The 17,818-nt window shown below is 67.5% G+C and carries 17 protein-coding genes; 7 read left to right on the top strand and 10 right to left on the bottom strand.

The annotated features are described in order from the left end of the window. Positions 1-24: 24 nt before the first annotated feature. A complete protein-coding gene (locus tag ACFYWJ_RS20835) occupies positions 25-1,374 on the top strand; it encodes a hypothetical protein (RefSeq protein ID WP_355272578.1) in 1,350 nt (449 codons plus the stop codon). Here the strand turns inward: ACFYWJ_RS20835 and ACFYWJ_RS20830 are convergent. From ACFYWJ_RS20830 to ACFYWJ_RS20815, 4 genes are all read right to left on the bottom strand, one after another. Beyond that, complete coding sequence (locus tag ACFYWJ_RS20830; RefSeq protein ID WP_355272580.1) at positions 1,371-1,904, bottom strand: NUDIX hydrolase; 534 nt, start codon at positions 1,902-1,904, stop codon at positions 1,371-1,373. The two genes, ACFYWJ_RS20835 and ACFYWJ_RS20830, sit on opposite strands and share 4 nt — an antisense overlap. A 166-nt stretch (positions 1,905-2,070) precedes the next feature. Continuing rightward, positions 2,071-3,174 carry a hypothetical protein gene (locus tag ACFYWJ_RS20825; protein WP_355272582.1) on the bottom strand — a complete coding sequence of 368 codons (1,104 nt, stop codon included), beginning with the start codon at positions 3,172-3,174 and terminating at the stop codon, positions 2,071-2,073. A 275-nt stretch (positions 3,175-3,449) separates the two neighbouring features. Next, positions 3,450-4,349 carry a universal stress protein gene (locus ACFYWJ_RS20820; protein WP_355272584.1) on the bottom strand — a complete coding sequence of 300 codons (900 nt, stop codon included), beginning with the start codon at positions 4,347-4,349 and terminating at the stop codon, positions 3,450-3,452. 92 nt (positions 4,350-4,441) lie between these two features. After that, complete coding sequence (locus tag ACFYWJ_RS20815; protein ID WP_355273054.1) at positions 4,442-5,107, bottom strand: TetR family transcriptional regulator; 666 nt, start codon at positions 5,105-5,107, stop codon at positions 4,442-4,444. 101 nt (positions 5,108-5,208) lie between these two features. Here ACFYWJ_RS20815 and ACFYWJ_RS20810 point away from each other — a divergent pair, with 101 nt between their 5' ends. Next, positions 5,209-6,141, top strand: a complete 933-nt coding sequence (locus ACFYWJ_RS20810; protein ID WP_355272585.1) for an SDR family NAD(P)-dependent oxidoreductase — start codon at positions 5,209-5,211, stop codon at positions 6,139-6,141. A gap of 59 nt (positions 6,142-6,200) precedes the next feature. Further along, positions 6,201-7,208 (top strand): YafY family protein, encoded by a 1,008-nt coding sequence (locus ACFYWJ_RS20805; RefSeq protein WP_355272587.1) that lies wholly within the window; start codon positions 6,201-6,203, stop codon positions 7,206-7,208. On the opposite strand, the gene ACFYWJ_RS20800 is transcribed toward ACFYWJ_RS20805, so the two are convergent. The 3 genes from ACFYWJ_RS20800 to ACFYWJ_RS20790 form a co-directional block, all read right to left on the bottom strand. After that, complete coding sequence (locus tag ACFYWJ_RS20800; protein ID WP_355272588.1) at positions 7,198-7,641, bottom strand: RDD family protein; 444 nt, start codon at positions 7,639-7,641, stop codon at positions 7,198-7,200. The two genes, ACFYWJ_RS20805 and ACFYWJ_RS20800, sit on opposite strands and share 11 nt — an antisense overlap. A gap of 173 nt (positions 7,642-7,814) precedes the next feature. Further along, entirely contained in the window at positions 7,815-8,747 is a 933-nt protein-coding gene (locus ACFYWJ_RS20795; RefSeq protein WP_355272590.1) for an alpha/beta hydrolase, read from the bottom strand. A gap of 52 nt (positions 8,748-8,799) precedes the next feature. Then, complete coding sequence (locus tag ACFYWJ_RS20790; RefSeq protein WP_355272591.1) at positions 8,800-9,339, bottom strand: nuclear transport factor 2 family protein; 540 nt, start codon at positions 9,337-9,339, stop codon at positions 8,800-8,802. Positions 9,340-9,814: 475 nt separating this feature from the next. On the opposite strand from ACFYWJ_RS20790, the gene ACFYWJ_RS20785 reads away from it, so the two are divergent. The 3 genes from ACFYWJ_RS20785 (at position 9,815) to ACFYWJ_RS20775 (ending at position 12,943) form a co-directional block, all read left to right on the top strand. After that, positions 9,815-10,669, top strand: coding sequence for a hypothetical protein (locus tag ACFYWJ_RS20785; protein ID WP_355272593.1), 855 nt, complete (start codon positions 9,815-9,817; stop codon positions 10,667-10,669). 199 nt (positions 10,670-10,868) lie between these two features. Further along, positions 10,869-11,921 carry an alcohol dehydrogenase catalytic domain-containing protein gene (locus tag ACFYWJ_RS20780; RefSeq protein WP_355272595.1) on the top strand — a complete coding sequence of 351 codons (1,053 nt, stop codon included), beginning with the start codon at positions 10,869-10,871 and terminating at the stop codon, positions 11,919-11,921. 236 nt (positions 11,922-12,157) lie between these two features. Continuing rightward, the gene (locus ACFYWJ_RS20775; protein WP_355272597.1) at positions 12,158-12,943 is read left to right on the top strand and encodes an SDR family oxidoreductase; all 786 of its coding nucleotides are present in this window, start codon (positions 12,158-12,160) and stop codon (positions 12,941-12,943) included. A gap of 357 nt (positions 12,944-13,300) precedes the next feature. Here ACFYWJ_RS20775 and ACFYWJ_RS20770 read toward each other — a convergent pair whose 3' ends face one another. Continuing rightward, a complete protein-coding gene (locus tag ACFYWJ_RS20770; protein WP_355272599.1) occupies positions 13,301-14,431 on the bottom strand; it encodes an epoxide hydrolase family protein in 1,131 nt (376 codons plus the stop codon). 63 nt (positions 14,432-14,494) lie between these two features. Here ACFYWJ_RS20770 and ACFYWJ_RS20765 point away from each other — a divergent pair, with 63 nt between their 5' ends. Next, positions 14,495-15,457: a WYL domain-containing protein gene (locus ACFYWJ_RS20765; RefSeq protein WP_355272601.1), complete on the top strand. Its 963-nt coding sequence runs from the start codon at positions 14,495-14,497 to the stop codon at positions 15,455-15,457. On the opposite strand, the gene ACFYWJ_RS20760 is transcribed toward ACFYWJ_RS20765, so the two are convergent. Further along, the gene (locus ACFYWJ_RS20760) at positions 15,458-16,117 is read right to left on the bottom strand and encodes a GAP family protein (protein ID WP_355272602.1); all 660 of its coding nucleotides are present in this window, start codon (positions 16,115-16,117) and stop codon (positions 15,458-15,460) included. A 1-nt stretch (position 16,118) separates the two neighbouring features. Next, positions 16,119-17,777 carry a SulP family inorganic anion transporter gene (locus ACFYWJ_RS20755; protein WP_355272604.1) on the bottom strand — a complete coding sequence of 553 codons (1,659 nt, stop codon included), beginning with the start codon at positions 17,775-17,777 and terminating at the stop codon, positions 16,119-16,121. Between the last annotated feature and the right edge of the window lie 41 nt (positions 17,778-17,818).

The following is a 17,818-nucleotide window of genomic DNA, read 5'->3' as shown; positions in this document are numbered from 1 at the left end:
TCGAGCCCGTGCCACACTCCTGAGATGGGACGCATGCCGAAGCAGCCCAACCATCTGCTGCACGACCTGGTCGGCGAGACCGGCGTTCTCCGTAAAGCATTGGCCCGCAGAGTCGTACAGCGTGGCCGCTCAGTCGGCGTAGAACTGGCTTACGATCACACCTCCGTCGGACGCTGGTTGGCCGGCGAGCAGCCGGCGCCACCGGTACCAGCGCTCGTCGCCGAAGTGATGAGCGAGCTCGCCGGGCGCCGCGTCACCCCGGCCGATTGCGGGATGACTGGCGGCGACTCCGCCGATCTCGGCCTGGAATTTTCGCTCTCCATCCCCGAAGCGACCGAGGCAGCGACCGCGCTGTGGCGCAGCGATGTCGAGCATCGACGTTTCCTGCGCGACTCGTCCTACGCCGTGGCCGCCTACTCGGCAGCGAGCATGCGCTGGCTGACCCTTCCCGGTCCCGAGCGGCCGGCCTCTGCGAAGGGATCTCGTCGGGTCGGGCTGTCCGACGTCGACGGCGTGCGGATCATGACCAAATCCTTTGCCGAACTGGACAATCGAGTCGGCGGCGGCAGAGTCCGCAGCACCGTGGTCCACTACCTGCACAGTTCGGTGACTCCGCTCTTGCGCGGCATCTACGACGAAGCCACGGGCCGGAAGCTGTTCGGCGCTACCGCAGAGATGACAAAGCTCGCCGGGTGGGCCGCCTATGACCTCGAGGAGCACGGCCTCGCGCAGCGGTACCTGATTCAGGCGTTGCGAATGGCGCGCGCTGCCGGCGACCCGGCGCTCGGCGCCGAGATCCTGAGCGCGATGTCACATCAGGCCACCTATGTCGGCCGCCCCGGTGACGCCGTCGACCTGGCACGCGCCGCACAGATCGCCGCCCGCTCGACCGGGTCGGCGACCTTGGAGGCCGGTTGCCTGATGGTCGAGGCGCACGGGCACGCGGCTCGAGTCGACCGCGGATCGTTCGCCACCACACTGAACGCCGCCGAGCGGGCTTTTGATCGCGGCGACGCGCACCTGCCCGGCTGGCTGTCCTACCTGGACAGCGCCTACATGTCAGCAAAGACTGCCCAGTGCTTCCGAGAACTGGGCGATCACAAACGCGCCGCCGGACTGGCTCGGCAGTCGCTCGACATGAGCGATGGCTATGAACGGGGCAAGGCGTTCAACCTGTGCCTTCTCGCCTCGACACTCGCGCAGGAGGACCCGCACGAAGCTGTCCGAGTCGGCAACGAGGCGCTCGAGCTGGCGGGCGAAGTGGCGTCCAAGCGAACCGGCGCGTACCTCCGGGATGTCCGGGCGCGTCTGGCCCCGCATGATGCGCTGCCCGATGTGGGCGACTTCCGACAGCGCGTGATGGCGAGCGCCTAAGTCAGCGACAGTGCTCGGTAGATCCCGACCACCGTTGCCGCGCCGACGATCTCACCGCGGTCGATCATCTGCACCGCCTCGTCGAGCGGCACCCAGCGAACCTCTTCGGCCTCGTTGACATCCGGGGCTGCGCCGGTCGGCTCAGCGCCCCGTGCCAAGTAGATTTCCTGCGGCTGATCAAGCGTGCCGATCGCGGGCTGATACGTGACCAGGTGCTGCATCGACGTGGGCCGCCAGCCGGTCTCCTCTTCGACCTCACGGGCGGCAGCTGCGGCGACATCCTCGGCGCCGTCGACGTAGCCACCGGGGACTTCCCACACCCACTGGTCGATCAGGAACCGGTGCCGCCTCATCAGCAGCACCTCGCGGGAGCCGTTGAGCACCAGGGTCATCGCGCAGCGTGGCAACTTTGCAGCGTACTGCGTGAATCGGACGCCATCGGGCAACTCGATGTCCACCGTCGTCAGGCGGATGTGACGGTTCTCGTCCACCAGGGTCTCGCCGAGGATCTTCCACTGTGTGTCGCTCACGCCCTCGACGGTAGCGCGGTCACCGCCACTTGTGGTGCGAGTGATCGACTCCTCGGTGACCGGCGGCCAGTAGACGACGGCGTCACACCGACGGCAAGGCCACCAGCGGTGCGGGCCACCGGCGGCCAAGCACGCGAGAGCCCACACGAGTACCCCTGTCAGGCAGTCACATCGGGTAGCGCAGGATTGCCGCGGCCGGCCCGCCACCGGGCACCTCCGACCCGCGCACCGCGAGTACCCGGCCGTCCGTGAGCAGCACCCGGCGCGCGATCTCGTCGAGCACGTCGAGACCTTCGGCGTCGGAACCGAATTCGACCGCACCGTCGTCGGCGGCCAGCGTGCCCGGTAGCGCGGTCTCGATGTCGACGAAGAGGATGCCGACGATGCCGAACGTCGCCGCGCGGGCGATGTCGGCGATATCGGACAGCGCACGGCCTTCCGACATCCGCTTGTCGAACAGCGTCCTCAGGTCGGCGAGCTGGGCGGCGTAATAGCGGTCCAGGATCGGCCTCGTCTGGGCGGCGAGCTCGTCCGGGCCGAGGTGCTCGGGGTTGCCCGGCAGGCTCTCGTCGAGCAGATCCGGGTAGCTGTTCACCGACCGGAACAGTGAATCGGTGGGCTCCGTCGCGGCGAGCACCAGCGGGACGTCACGGCCGGTCAGTGTGGTCCGCAGCTGCTGGTCCACGGCGCGCGCGTACTGCCGCACCCGCATCTTGCGCCCCTCGTATCCCTGGACCCGTCCCTTCGGCGCCCGATCGCCCAGCGAGGACTTCCCGGCATGGTCGGAGGCGCTGCTCGGCAGATCGCGAGGGGTGACGTCGACCGCGGGGCCCTCGGCGTCGACATCGATCAACCGGGCGGCGCCCTCCGACAGGGCGAGGACATAGGCGGACTGCGGAAAGGTCACCGTGCGCAGCAGCGGCTTGAGCAGGAATCGGTCGGCGACCGTGGTGGACGCCGGCAGCCGATTCGGCAACCGGTAGATCCGGATCCGCTCGGGGGTGGCCAGGACGACGAGCGTGCGCGACTGGAACCGCCAGAACTCGGGATCGTCGAGCAGGTCGTCGAATTCCTCCGACAGCGCCGCCCGCTCCCCCGCCGAGGTGACCCGTTCGAGCGCGTCACGCACCTGATTGGAAAAGGCGACCCGGCTGATGTCCGGTTCGGCGGGATCGATCTCGGTGGGTGTGTAGATCGACACCGACCAGGGCGCGGTCATCGCGGCGAGGACAGCGATCTCACGGCGGGTGGGGACATCGGTGTGCAGCACGCGGACTCCTCGATAGTGTCGCTTTCAGGTGCACAGGTCGTCGAATCACCAGTATCACCAGACCGTGCCCGCGTTCGGGCTACCGAAGACCGAGTTGTTACCAAGTGGTTGCCAGCCCTGTCGAGTGCCAGGTGCGGAATGTCAGGCAAGTGCCAAATATCCCGTTATCCCTGGATCAACACTCGAGAATCGCGATGATCACCTCGATTTCCCGCGTCGCTGGATAGTCGCCGAACAGCGGAGAAGCACTCGATGATGATCTTCGATCGGGACGTTCAATGCTCTGTTGCGCGATGAACGACCATGACCGGGCACCGCGCGTGCTGGACCAGCGCATTGCTCGTCGACCCCAGCAACAGGCCACGGAAACCACCGCGCCCGCGGCTCCCGGTGACCACGAGCTGCGCCTCGACGGACCATTCGAGGAGATGATGGGCCGGGCTGTAGCGATAGACCCGTTCCTCGACGTCGACATCGGGGTGCGCGGCCCGGCCCGGCGCCAGCACCTCGGTCAGCAACCGGTGCGATTCCGCGATCGAGTCGGCGTCGTCGACCGGATCCGGCAGCGCGGCCGCCTTCTCGTAACGCAGGTCGTCCCAGGTATGGACGGCAACCAAGCGCACGCCGCGCAGTGCGGCTTCGGCGAAAGCCGCTGCCGCCGCGGCACGACTGAGATCACTGCCGTCCACCCCGACCACGACCGGTAGGTCGGTGCGCGCGGCGAGATCGCCACGCACCGCGACGACGGTGCCGGCCGCGTACGCGGTCACCGCGAGCAGCGTGGAACCCAGCCGATTCCCCCCACGCCCGGCGCCGATCACCGTGAGATGGGCGCCGCCCGATCGTGCGACGAGCGCGTCGGCGGCGTCTTCCTCAGTGAGTTCGACAGCCACCGCCAAGCCGGGATCGATGGTGTCGACCACTCGACGCGCATCCTCGAGACGTTCCTCGCCCTGCGCGCGGACGGTATCCGACAGCGCGGGCGTGAACAGGTCGAAACGTCCGAAAACCGACTGTACGGAGCTGATTTCGAGGGCACAGAGCAGACGGAGCGGGCGCCGCCGAGCCAAGGCCGCGCGGGCGGCCCAACGCACCACCGAATCACTGTGCCCGTCAACACCCACCACGACCGGCGCCAACTCACGATCCGGAGTATCCGATACCGGGCTGCCCATGGTCGCGACCTTTCGCGTCGACGAGACGAGGTGCTCCTGGTGATGCTCGCCCCATCCTAGAAGCTCCCGGCCAGAGGACGAGAAGGGAAAGTTCAGCCGCGTGGCAGCACTCCCAGCAGCATCGAGGTGAAAGACACGCACAGAGCGTCACGCAGGTCCCGGTGGAGCACACCGAGCGCGGGCTCGTCCTCGTAGGCGGCGAGCACGCTGGGCGGCGGCGAGGCGTACGCAGACAGGGCGCCCGCCGAGACGAGGCTCATCAGGCAGAACAGCTGAGCCTGGTCATCGGCGAGCTCGGGGACGTGGCGGCGCACGAGCTCGGTCATGGCCGCGAGTCGCACGAGGGAAGACCGCTTGTGCCGCTTGACCACCTCGACCGAAACGTTGTGCTCGAGGACGCCGCCCTGTGCGCCGAAGAGGTCGCACAGGACGACCCGGTCCGCCAGTGAACGACTGAGAATCTCGGCGAGTTGGCCGGCCCGCACTTCCGGCGGCTCCTGCGCGTCGATGCCCGCGGCCAGTTCGTCGGCGAGCGCGGCAAGCCAGTTCTCCAGGAAAAAGTCCAGCAGTTCGAGCAGCACCGCCTCGCGCGACTCGAAATACCGCAGGACATTCGACTTGGCCAGGCCCACCCGCCGGCTGAGCTCATTGAGGCTCACCGCGGCTACCGGCATCTCGGCGAGCATCTCCGCCGCCGTGTCCAGGATCGCCTGTCGGCGGATCTCTCGCTGCTCCGCACTGCGCGCTCGCTGAAACATCACGCCGTCATCCTAGCTTAGAGACCGCCGGTCTCTTGACATCAGACCACCGGTCTCTTACGTTGGATTCATAACAGACCGCCGGTTCTTTAGGAGAAGTCATGAGCAGCAACTGGACTGAGCAGCGCATCCCCGATCAGCACGGCCGGGTCGCGATCGTGACCGGAGCCAACACCGGACTGGGCTTCGAGACCGCTCGGCTGCTTGCCGCGCGCGGCGCGACGGTGGTGCTGGCCGTCCGCGACGTCGAGAAAGGCAGGCGAGCGGCCGCCCGCATGACCGGTGAGGTCACCGTCCAGGCACTCGACCTCACCTCCCTCGAATCGATCCGGTCCGCGGCGGCCGACCTGCGCGAGGCCCACCCTCGCATCGACCTGCTGATCAACAACGCGGGCGTGATGTACACCCAGCGACAGACCACCGCCGACGGCTTCGAATTGCAGTTCGGCACCAACCACCTCGGCCATTTCGCCCTCACCGGCCTGCTGCTCGACCGACTCCTGCCGGTCCCCGGTTCCCGCGTGGTGACGGTCAGCAGCACCGGACACCGCATCCTGGCCGGCATCCATTTCGACGACCTGCAGTGGGAGCGCTCGTACAATCGCGTCGCCGCCTACGGCCAGTCCAAACTGGCCAACCTGATGTTCACCTACGAACTGCAGCGTCGGCTCGCCCCGCACGACACCACCGTCGCGGTCGCCGCCCATCCCGGCGTGTCCAACACCGAGCTCGTGCGCAACTCGCCCGCCGCGTTCCGTGTGCCGGTCACCTGGCTCGCGCCGCTGCTCACCCAGAAGCCCGAGATGGGCGCCCTGCCCACCCTGCGCGCCGCCACCGACCCGGCCGTCGTCGGCGGCCAGTACTACGGACCCGGCGGACTGGGTGAGATCCGCGGCTACCCGAAACTGGTCACCTCCAGCGCGGATTCCCACGATCAGGCTGTCCAGCAGCGCCTGTGGAGCGTCTCCGAGGAGCTCACCGGGGTGACGTTTCCCTGCGGTGAGGCAGTGACTCCGCTCCGCAGCGATTACTGAGGTCGTCGAGCCACCAGCTAGGACAAATATCGTCCTAGCTGTGCGGAAGAATGTGCGGGGTGTTGGAAACTTCGGCTCGCCTACTCGAACTGCTTTCGCTCCTGCAAACACCCCGCGTGTGGACCGGCGCCGACCTGGCCGAGCGCCTCGACGTCGATACCCGAACCGTCCGCCGCGACATCGACAAGCTCCGCAACCTCGGCTATCCCGTCCACGCGGTCTCCGGTGCGGCCGGATATCGCCTGGGCGCGGGAACCAAACTGCCACCGCTGCTCCTGAACGACGAAGAGGCGGTCGCCGTCGTCGTCGGATTACGCACGGCGGCAAGCGGAACGATCACCGGCATCGAGGAGAGCTCGCTGCGGGCGCTGGCCAAACTGGAACAGATCCTCCCGTCCCGGTTACGTCACCGAGTCTCGGCGCTCCAGGCGGCGACCGTCAGCATGCCGGCAGGCACGCCGTCGGTGGACGCGGACGTCCTCACCGCGATCGCCTCCGCGATCCGCGACCACGAACAGCTCCGCTTCGACTACCGCACCCATGACGGTGCCGAGATCCGGCGGGCGGCCGAACCGCATCGGCTCGTGCACACCGGTCGGCACTGGTATCTGGTCGGCTGGGACGTCGAAAAGCAGGACTGGCGCACCTACCGTGTCGATCGCCTCCGCCTCCGCGTCCCCAACGGGCCTCGATTCACCCCGCGCGAGGCACCCGAGGTCGACCTGACCGGCTGGGTGTCCCGCGGGATCAGCACCGCTCCCTATCGCTACCAGGCGCGCATCACTCTCGAGGTGTCGGCCGCCGTGGCGGCGGATCGTATCCCGCCGACCGTCGGTGTCATCGAGGCGATCGACGACGGGCACTGCCTGTTGCACACCGGCTCGAACTCGCTCGATGAAATAGCCGTCTACACCGGACTTTTCGGCTTCGGATTCCAGGTTCACGAGCCGCCCGAACTCATCGACCACCTGCGCGCGCTGGCGGATCGCGTCGCCGCGGCCATCACTCCCCGCGACAACGGCGGCGAATGCAACACACGACCGCACACCGTGGGCATCAATCCTTGACGACTTGGGTGCCGCCCGCGAAGTTGTCGTGCCAGCCCTGCTTGGTCGAACTCGAACTCACCGTCACCGCGATCCCGATCGCCGCGATGAACCACAGCAGGCCGCCGACCCAGGGAATCAGGTTCAGCAGCATGTAGGCGTTGCGCTTGGCGGACTCGGCCAGATCCGGTTTGCTCGCGCCACCGGCGCCGTTGACACGCAACCCGAGGATCTTCTTGCCCGGCGTCGATCCCGTCGCTACTTCGAAGGCCACGAAGTACAGGAACCCGAATCCGGCGCCCGGCAGGATCGCGATCCAGCTGGGGAGATCGGTGACTCGCTCCAGTAGCCAGAACAAGACCGCGCCGATCAGTCCGGCGATGATCCAGTCGATGAACCTCGCTGCGGCCCGACGTCCGATTCCGGCGGGTGTGATGCCGACTGTGTTGGTCATGGTGTCCTCCTCGACGCGATCACACGTCACCGTCCTCGACGCAGAAACCGCCAGTCACGGTGGCACACCGAGTATCTCACCGCTTCGCAGTGCAGGGAGATGAACGGTCCGGGAGCTCGTCCGGGGCCGCCGCGACGCGCGCGCTAGATTTCGGGCGGGGCGCACGGCGCGCGCTACGCTCCGCTGTGCAGGCGGATGAAGGACGCGGCCTCGTCGAGTGCCTGACGAGCCTCTGGGATGGGGAAGTTGGGCCAGACGTGCACCATGCCCGGGTAGTGCCGATGATCGACCGATGGATTGGCGGCCTTCAAACGGAGTGCGTCGGAGTCCAGGATTTCGCGGTCCCCACTGAAGAGCAGGATCGGTGGCAAGTCGGCGTGGGAGGCGAACAGCGCGCTGACTCGCGGGTCCTGCGGCGGAAGATCTTTGAGCCACCGCTCGCCGATCTCGTCCAACACGGCACGGGAGAGAATGGGATCGCGACGTTCCAGCGCCTTCTGACCGGGGTCGGTGCCGGTGAGGTCGAGCGCCGGAGAGAAGAGGATGAGCGCCTTCGGCTGGGGAAGTCCCGCATCGCGCAGCGCCTGTGCGAGGAGCAGCGTCAGCGAGGCGCCCGCGGAGTCGCCGAAAACGATGATGTTCTCCGCGCCATGGGCTTCGGCGAGGGCGAGGTAGTGCCGCTGGATGGCGCTGGTCGTCTGCTGCCAGTCCGCTTCGGGTCCGAGCGGGTAGATCGGTGCCACTACCTCGGCGTCGACGCGTTTGAGCAGACCGACCGGGATGTTCCATTGGATCGTCTGCAGGTCCATGATGAAGGCACCGCCGTGCAGGAAGAGCAGCCGCAGTGGTGCTTCCGGGGCGCCCTTGCGTGTGGCGCGGAACGTGCGCAGTCCCGCCACGATGTCCTCCCGGAAGTCGAGTTCGGCGAGTCTGCGACGGGACGGCCGCTGCGGCCCCGCCGCACGATCTCTCTCGATCATCCTGGCGAAGTAAGCCGGGTCGCCCAGGTCGATCGACGCGAGCCTTATCGCGCAATAGAGCGCTGTGCTCGGGAGCTGTCGCCAGCGGCGTGAAATCACTCGAGACAACGTCGATGTTGTTTCCATCAGATACCTCTCGTTCGTCTGCAGAGGCTCACTACCGAGCCACTGCATCCAGCTACTCGCGGCCGTATTTTCCGTCGATGGTCATTCCGCGCAACTCGGCCATCTCGAAGGCGTCGTGGGTGTCGATGACGGGCGCCACCGATTCGATGGTCTGCACGCCCGGGAACTCCTTGTATGTCTCGACATCGAGCTGACGTTCCATGAACTTTGCGTAGTTGGCGTCGGTGTAGAGCCGCTCGGCGGAGATCAGTTCCGTCTCGGGATCGAAGGTCATCACCACCAGGTACAGCCCTTTGAGCCGGCTCCCCTCGGGCGTGTTCCAGGACACCCAGGCCTCGCGGACCAGCGAGTTCGGCCCGCCCGCGTGCACTCGTTTCTCGGCTGCGATATTCCACTGCTGCGCGCCGGGAAGCATCCGCCGGTAATGCTCGCGAATCGCGTCGAGCCCTATTGCCACCAACCCATCGCTCGGAAACTCCCAGCGGCCGTTCGGGGACACGGTCGCCATCGTCGCTTCGATATCCATCTCCAACTCGGCCTTCTCGTGCGCAAGCAAGATGTTTTCCATTTGTTCGAAAGTGAGTTCACTCATGGTGATTGCACCTGTTCTAGAATGCCCGGGACGGAATCGTTCGGCCAATTGACCATGCCCAACTCGGGAGGCTTCGGCGGGACCATTTCATGCCGGTCAGGCCGCTCCCGCAAATCGTAGGAACACGGGATCGAATTTGTCAATGCCGCACTCCAGGCGCGCGAACGGCCGGAACCCGGTGATATTTGTGCCACGTTTGGCGGGTACCGCCAGAACTTCCGGAACGCAATAATTGACAATTTATGCACACATCCAGAGGGGGCGGGACATGCCATTTCTCGGCTGAATTCGACAGACGATTCCCGGCCCGCGCGTATCATCGTCGAATAGACGACGGCGCGATTCACACGACCTACGCTCGATCACCTACGTATGGAGGAACGTACTCGTGGGAAAGCTGTCCCCGGATGTGAGCGAACCCTTCGAAGTCGTCCGGTACTTCGATGCGCTCATCTCCAGCAGGGTCGGACTCGATGTGCTGCTGCGCGGCGCGGCCGTCCTCGCGGGGACCGTGGCGGGCGCGGTGTGCAACGGGCGGGTCTCGCGTTTCGACCCGGCCGGCCGGGGTGTTCCCGGCGACGGGGGGCCGAGGAGGCCGGAGCGGTCGATCGAGGGCGGGAGTGTGTGGCTCGAGCGCGACGATGCCGCCCATGCCAACGATGAGATGATCCTCGAGCGGTTGGCCTTCGCGGTCGGGCTTCTCGGCGCATGGAGCGACCGGGCCGCTGGGCTCGCTCTCATCATCGATCCGGCACGATCGGTCGATGAACGAGCACCAGGGCTGGCCCGGCTCCACATCGATCCGGGCTCCCGGATCAGGCTCATCGCCACCGACGTGGGTGTCGCGCCGTCGGGCATCTCGGCGGCCGTTCCCACACGATACGGAATTCTGCAGGCCAGTCTGGATATGAGCGGACGGATAGATCCGCCCGGACCCGCCGGCTTGGGGATGTGGGTTCGTGCCGACCACGCTCCGGAATCGTGGGAGGGCGCGGTCATCGCCCACCGGCTCACCAACTCCTCGACGCCCGTCGTCGACGCCACAGATCTCGGCGCGATGATCATCCTCGCCGGTGCGCACGATCCAGCATCGCCACACGGAGACGTGGCAGCCCTCGCCCACCTCGATGTTCGTTCTGCCGAGGTCCTGCGGGTGCTCTGTGATCTACCCAGTCTCCGCAGTGCCGCGGTCGAACTCGCCATGCACCATTCGACGCTGCAGGCCAAGCACGAGAGCCTGACCCAACTCCTCGGCTACGACGTGCGCACGACCGCGGGCCGAATGCGCTACATCGCCGCGGAGTTCCTTCGCCGGCTCGGCGAATACTGATTCGGCTGTCGCTCGGGTTTACCGCGCATGGCGTGCGAATGGCGGGTAGATCGCTCATCTTCCGCCGCGTTCGGCGGATGGCTCGCACCCGGACCGGGGGCCAGGATGGGAATACCGACCGGTGCCCCTCAGCGGCATTGCCCTTCCGGCATCGGATTCAACGGGTCGTAGGCCACCACACACTATGAATGAGGCACGCATGAAGGCAGCAGTTCTCCACGGCAAGGAAGACCTCCGAGTCGAGGAAGTTCCCGAGCCCGTCACCGGTCCCGGACAGGTGAAAATCGAGAACGCCTACGCGGGCATCTGCGGGTCCGACCTGCATTTCTACTTCGCACCCGAGTCCATTCCCTACGATCTGACCACACCGCATCCGCTGACCGGTGCCAAACTCCCGCAGATTCTCGGCCACGAGTTCAGTGGCACCGTCGTCGAAGTCGGCGACGGTGTCACTGATATCGCGGTCGGCGATCGTGGCGCCATTTATCCCGTCGTCGCCACCTGCGGTGGATGTTCCGCGTGCCGGCGCGGAGTTCCGATGACGTGTGCGCTGATGGGATCGCTCGGCGCGAACGCTGTCGGCGGCGGCCTCTCGCGGTATGTCACGGTGGACGCGCGGCAGTTTCACCCGTTGCCGGACAGCGTGGACCTGCGCACCGGCGCCCTCGTCGAGCCGATGTCGGTGAGCTGGCACGGCGTCGAACGCGGCGGTGTGCAGCCCGGCGGAGCCGCGCTCGTCGCCGGTGCCGGTCCGATCGGCATCGGTACATGGTTCGCGCTCGCGGCGCGCGGCATCGATCGAGTACTGGTGTCCGAGCCCAACGCCGAACGGCGCGCGACCATCGCCGCACTGGGTGCGAGGGTCGTCGACCCGGTCACCGAAGACCTCGCGGCCGCGGTGGCAGCAGTGACCGACGGCGAGGGACTCGACGCGGTGTTCGACGCCGCCGGAGTCGGGCCAGCGATCGAGTCCGGGGTGGCACACCTCGCGCCCAACGGCCGCCTCGTGGTCCTGGCACTACACGAGCACCCGATGGCGTTGCAGCCCACAGATCTCATGATGGCGCAGAAGGAGATCGTCGGTGCGGTCGGCTACCAGCCCGACGAGTTCGGCTCGGTTATCGCGGCGATGGCTGACGGCGTCTACGACACCACCGGGTGGGTCCAGGAATGCGACCTCGACGACATCGTCGAGGCGTTCCACACCCTGCGCGCCGGATCTGCTTCGAAGATCCTCATCCGCTCGAGCTGACCTGCTTCGAGCCGGACCGCGTGGCACCGGCCCTCCGACCACCGCCGGGCCCGACTATGCCGGTCGTCCTCAGCGAGCGCGGCGACGCCAGCTCTCTACGACCGCGACCGGTGGCGATGGGCGTCTGCTGCCGTGAGCGCACCAGCCGGTTCGCTCACCGTTCCCGTCGGACAGTCGCCGCGCCGACACTGCCATACCTCAACCAAGTGAATTGTCTCCCCGAAAGGATCTCTCCTATGCGTACTGTCGCTCCCATCCCCGTTCGTTTGCCGTTGGCGAGTGCGTTGGCCGGTGACACCGTCGTCATCGCCGGCGGAACCTCCGGCATCGGGCTTGCCGCCGGCAGGCTGTTGCGTTCGGTGGGCGCCCGTGTCGTGCTGATCGGACGCGACCCCGAGCGACTCGAAGCTGCGATCTCTCGCCTCCGCAGCGAGAATCCCGGCGACGAAGACGTACTAGGCGTCGCCGGCGACGGTGGAGACGAGAAGGTCCTGGCCGAAGCGTTCGACCGCGCCGGGAACGTCGACCATCTGTTCGTCACCGTAGGCGGGGCAGGCGGCATGGGTCCACTGACCGACATCTCGACCGACGTCCTACGCACGACTTTCGACTCCCGCGTTCCGGCGGCCTACGCCGCCGCCCGGATAGCCGCGGGCAGACTCCCCGCCGGGGGCTCGCTGACCTTCAGCTCGGGCACCGTCGTAGTTCGCCCCTTTCCCGGCGCATCGGCCGGGCTGGCCGCGGCCGGTGCTGTGGAGGCACTCACGCGGTCGGTGGGCGTTGAGCTCGCCCCCGTGCGAGTACGCGTCAACACCATCCGCTTCGGCCGAATCGATACCCCGCTGCTGCGCTCGGCCCCTCTGATGGATACCGAAGAAGGCGTTGCCGCCGCGGGTGCGACATGGCCGCTCGGTCGGTTCGGCACTGCCGAGGAGGCCGCCGCCACCGCGCTGTTCCTGATGGCCAACAACTACGTCACCGGACAGATCATCACTGTCGACGGCGGCGAAACCATGGCCTGACTTCGATCCGACGCTCGTGTGGATGGGCCGGAATATAGGTTCCGCCCCATTCTCCGGCGGCGCTTGTCGGCTGCGGTGATGGGCCGTGACTGCGACATGCCACCGCGCGATGAGCCGTTGTACGACTTCAGGCGCAGCCGAGCATGTAGTGCGCCGAATCCACTCTGAGCGCACCGAGATCCGAGCTGCTTCCTCGAACAGCGACCGGGTAGGCCGACACCGAGAATCCGCCCCGGCCCGATCATCGCTGAGTTCGGACCGGCACGAGGTCGTCCGAATGGCCGGGAACCAGTACCGATCCCGGTACTTCGACCCATCTCGTGTGGGTTCTCCCCGGCCGCCGGCCCGCCGTCGTGATCAGGAAATACTGCGGAAGAAGGCACCAATGTCGTTTGCGAGAAGTTCCGGCTCCTCCATCGCGGGGAAATGGCCGCCTTCGGTGAACTCGCTCCAGTGGGTGATCGCCTTCCACGGGTCGACCGCGCGGCGCATGAGCGGGTGGGTGTCGAAGACGGCCCATGCCGATGGCACGTCGGCGGCCATGATCCAGTCGAGTCCGGAGTGCTCGCCCTCGTAGTAGAACTGCGCGCTGGACTCGCCGCTGCGGGTGAACCAGTACAGGCTGATGTTGGTGAGGAGCTGGTCGCGGTCGACCGGCGGCCGGGAGGCACCGGACCAGGTCGTGAATTTCTCGGCGATCCACGCGAGCTGGCCGACCGGCGAGTCGGTGAGCGCCGCGCCGATCGTGTCGGGGCGGTGGTTCTGGATCTCGAGATATCCCCGCTCGGCCGCGACCTCGGTGCGCACCGCCTCGAGCTGGGCGATCTGGTCGTCGGACAGACCGTCCGGGAGCGGGAGCTTGTCGCCGACGAACGCGAGCAGCCGGGAGTCGGCACCGGTGTGCGTGCCGATGACCCGTTCGGGGTGCAGCGCCGCGAGGCGGCCGGTGACGCCCGATCCGATGTCGGTGCCGTGGGCCGCGAACCGCTCGTAGCCCAGCCGCGTCATGATTTCGGCGTAGGCCTCCGTGGTCCGTGCCAGCTCCCAGCCGGTCCCCGACAGCGGGGTGGAGAACCCGAAGCCGGGCAGCGACGGGACGACGAGGTGGAACTCGTCGGTCAACAGCGGGATGAGGCGCTGGTACTCGACGAACGATCCGGGCCAGCCGTGGCTGAGAAGCAGCGGCGTGGCCTGCGGGTTCGCCGATCGCACGTGGACGATGTGGAAGGTCTGGCCGTCGACGACCGTCGTGAACTGTTCGTGCTCATTGAGTTTCGCCTCCTGCGCACGCCAGTCGAACCCGTCGCGCCAATACTCGGCGAGCTCCTTCAGGTACGGCAGCGGGATGCCCCGGCTGAAGTCCGTGCGATCGTCTCGGCCCGGCACGGGGATCGGCCAGCGCGTGTGGGTCAGCCGGGCGCGAAGGTCCTCGATATCGGCCTGCGGGATGTCGATGCGGAAGGGAGTGAGTGCGGTGTTCTCGTTCATGACACCCAGGCTCCCGGGTAATGCGGCAGGATAGCTTCCGCAATTGCTGGAATGATCGAGAATATGTTGGAATCCTCGGCCCGCCTGCTCGAACTGCTGTCGTTGCTGCAGCTCAAACGGGACTGGACGAGTGCCGAGCTCGCCGGCCGACTCGACGTGAGCACGCGGACGGTGCGCGCCGACATCGGCAAGCTGCGGTCGCTCGGCTATCCCGTCGACGCGCGCCCCGGCGTCGCGGGTGGGTACCGGCTGGTCGCCGGGACGGCGATGCCACCGCTGTTGCTCGACGACGACGAAGCCGTCGCCGTCGCGGTCGGACTGGGTGCGGTCGCGACCCAACGGCTCGGTGTCGAGGAGACATCGCTGACCGCGCTCGCGAAGCTGGAGCAGGTGCTGCCGTCTCGCCTGCGCCGGCGGGTCGAGGCGGTACGCGAGGCGACGAGCGTCGTCCCAGGAGCCGAGCCACCGCTCGATCTCTCGGTGCTCGCGGCGGTCGCTACCGCGATTCGCGGTCACGAGCGGCTCCGGTTCGGCTACACCAAGCCCGGGGGCAGCGAAAGCGCCCGCCATACCGAGCCACAGCGGCTGGTGAGCTGGGGTTCGCTCTGGTACCTGCTCGCCTGGGATCTCGACCGTGGCGACTGGCGGATCTTTCGGGTCGACCGCATGGTCGCTCACACCCCGACGGGCGCACGGTTCCAGCCGCGCGTGATCCCGGCGGACGAGGCCGTCGACTACGTCGTCCGACGCGTCAGCAAGGCCGCCTGGCAGTATCGCGCCCGCGTCCTCGTGCACGCTCCCGCCGCCGAGGTCGCCGCGAAGATCCGGATCCCGGTCGATATCGAGGTGGTCGACGAATCCACCTGCCGGGTCGAGCTGGGTTCCACCGACCCGGACCGGCTCGCACTGTGGGTCACCCAGCTCGACCTCGACATCGAGGTGATCGACGGCGACGAGCTCGCCGAGGCGTTCGATCGCCTCGCGACGAGGTTCCGCCGCGCGGCGAGCAGCCCACCCGCGCGGTGATCAACCGGCGAGGTTGACGATGCCGCGGACGGCGAACAGCGTGCCGAAACCGAACAGCACCGACAGGGTGAGGGCCCTGCTGTGCGCGAGCATCCATTTCTCGAGGACGGCGAGGCCGTGTTCGGCATGCTCACCGGCGATGATGAAGATCCCGATCGGAATGATGAAATCGGCGACGGCCGCGACGAGAAGCACCAGGGTGGCGACGAGCGCCGCGCCGGTCCCGACAGCCGCACTGGAGATGGCGCTCATCCCCGCCAGCATGATGAACAGATTCGGGTTGAAGACGCCGAGCACCACGCCCAGCGCGAAAGCTTTACGCGGACCGGCCGAATCGAGTTCGGCGAGTAGTTTCGGTCGCTCGGCGGTCGGTCGGGGTTTGCGGTACAGCAGCCAGCCGCCGATCGCCAGGAACAGCAGGCCGACGATGAGTCCGGCGTAGGCGGAAGTCCGGGCGGAGGTCGCGGCCGGATCGGACGCGCCGCCGAGCACCGCGGCCAGCGCGACCAGGAAGTAGACGACCAGGAATCCGGCGCCCAGCATCGAGGCGTTGCGCACCGGCTCGCGCGAACGCAACAGCAGGACACAGCCGATGACCGCACCTGGGGTGATCATCAGGCCCAGGATCTCGGGCACCAGCAGAAGTAGTAGTCCACCCACGTCAGGTCCTCCGTCGCTGGTCGATCCGGACCTCGGCGTCGGCGTAGGCCGACAACGTCGATTCCCCGATCGTGCTGGATGCCGGATAGAACTCGATCTCGATGCCTTGACTGTCGAGCAGTTCGTCGGTCCAGACCGCGCGGATCTGTGGGTCGATCCCGCTCAGGTAGAGGCGTCCGCCCACCTCGTCGAGGCGGCGCGCGTAATCGGCGATGATGTGCAGGAAGGTCGAGCTGACGCTGGCGCGGCCCCGCAGACGCAGGATGACGATGCACCCCGTCGCTCCGGCCGGATCCGGCAGCCGCGTCTGCAAGGTCCGCGCGCCCGCGTAGAACAGGCTGCCGTAGACATCCAGGATCACGATCTCGTTGTCGGACAGGTGTTTCGGCACCGTCGACTCGAGCAGGTGGTCGCCCTCCACCCGCAGGCGCACGACCTTCAGATCGATGGCCTCCTGGTTCATCTGCATGAGCAGCGAGATCGCCACGCCGACCCCGACCGCCGAGGTCACCGGCAGCAGCAGGGTCGCGACGAAGGTGACGCCCAGGGCGGTGCGCGAGATGGTGCCGCTGCTCCAGATCGCCATCACCCGGTCCGGATCCATCGAGCCGACCGCGGCGACGATGAGGATCGCCGCCAAGGTCGGCATCGGCACCCGGCCGACCACGCCGCTCAGCGCGACGAGGATGACCAGAATCCACAGTCCCGACCACATCGCCGCCCACCTGGTCCGCGCGCCGGAACTCACGTTGATCGCGGTCTGGCCCACGGAACCACCCACCGGCATCCCGCGGAACAGGGCGGCGAAGACATTGCCGATGCCCTGCGCGCAGAAGTCACGGTCGGTCTTCGCGCGGGAACCATCCGGGTTCGGCGACGATTCGGCCACCCCGGCACCCTGCACCAGCACGATGACGGTCACCGCGAGCGCACCCGCGATCAGCGACGGCGACAGCACACTCAGCTCGGGCACCTGCGGCAGGGGGAATCCGCGGGGAATCTCACCGGAGTCCGAGACGGTCGCCACGCCCTCCCAGCCGAGACCGATCACCAACGCGGTCGGCACGATGAGACCGGCCAGCGAGGCGACGGTGCGGAACCTGGTGCGGGCCAACGCGACCAGCAGCACGATCGCGAGTCCACCGACGACGGCCGAGGGCCAGTGGATCTGACGCGGATGCAGCACCACATGCACCGCCTTCAACGCTGCCACCGACCCCTCCGACGGCGCACCGACCAGCACGGGCAACTGGCCGAAGACGATGTTGGCCGCGACGCCGAGCAGGAAGCCGGTCATCACCGAATGGGAGACGAACCGGGTGTAGCGGCCCAGCCGCAATACGGCCGCGGCGATCATCGCGACGCCGCCGACCAGGGTCAGCACGACCATGGCGGCCGAGCGGTCCTCGGGGGCGACGTCGGTGAGCACCGAGCCGGCCGCCAGGGCCGACGCGCTGGTCGTGGTGATCACCATGAGCCGCGTGCTGGTGCCCATCCCACCGAAGAAGCGCCCGGCCAGGCTCGCGTAGAGCCCGTGGACCGGGCTCACTCCGGCCAGCATGCCCGCCGCCATTCCGTCGGGCACCCCGCCGATCGCACCCGGAACTCCCGCGACGACATCGGCCTTGGTCATGCGCTGCCCCGCGAATGGGTTACGCATGCCACGCCCCTCCTGGCCCGGCGGTCGGCCCCTGTGCGGCG

It is taken from the genome of Nocardia sp. NPDC003269 (assembly GCF_042888005.1).
GTDB lineage: Bacteria > Actinomycetota > Actinomycetes > Mycobacteriales > Mycobacteriaceae > Nocardia.
Note: the sequence above shows the minus strand (reverse complement) of the source record. Positions and strands in the feature narration are given on the sequence as shown.

Coding starts and splice junctions, on each gene's coding strand:
- ACFYWJ_RS20835 (WP_355272578.1), top strand. CDS start 25: ATGGGACGCATGCCGAAGCAGCCCAACCATCTGCTGCACGACCTGGTC.
- ACFYWJ_RS20820 (WP_355272584.1), bottom strand. CDS start 4,349: ATGGGCAGCCCGGTATCGGATACTCCGGATCGTGAGTTGGCGCCGGTC.
- ACFYWJ_RS20815 (WP_355273054.1), bottom strand. CDS start 5,107: ATGTTTCAGCGAGCGCGCAGTGCGGAGCAGCGAGAGATCCGCCGACAG.
- ACFYWJ_RS20810 (WP_355272585.1), top strand. CDS start 5,209: ATGAGCAGCAACTGGACTGAGCAGCGCATCCCCGATCAGCACGGCCGG.
- ACFYWJ_RS20800 (WP_355272588.1), bottom strand. CDS start 7,641: ATGACCAACACAGTCGGCATCACACCCGCCGGAATCGGACGTCGGGCC.
- ACFYWJ_RS20795 (WP_355272590.1), bottom strand. CDS start 8,747: ATGGAAACAACATCGACGTTGTCTCGAGTGATTTCACGCCGCTGGCGA.
- ACFYWJ_RS20790 (WP_355272591.1), bottom strand. CDS start 9,339: ATGAGTGAACTCACTTTCGAACAAATGGAAAACATCTTGCTTGCGCAC.
- ACFYWJ_RS20780 (WP_355272595.1), top strand. CDS start 10,869: ATGAAGGCAGCAGTTCTCCACGGCAAGGAAGACCTCCGAGTCGAGGAA.
- ACFYWJ_RS20775 (WP_355272597.1), top strand. CDS start 12,158: ATGCGTACTGTCGCTCCCATCCCCGTTCGTTTGCCGTTGGCGAGTGCG.
- ACFYWJ_RS20770 (WP_355272599.1), bottom strand. CDS start 14,431: ATGAACGAGAACACCGCACTCACTCCCTTCCGCATCGACATCCCGCAG.
- ACFYWJ_RS20765 (WP_355272601.1), top strand. CDS start 14,495: ATGTTGGAATCCTCGGCCCGCCTGCTCGAACTGCTGTCGTTGCTGCAG.
- ACFYWJ_RS20755 (WP_355272604.1), bottom strand. CDS start 17,777: ATGCGTAACCCATTCGCGGGGCAGCGCATGACCAAGGCCGATGTCGTC.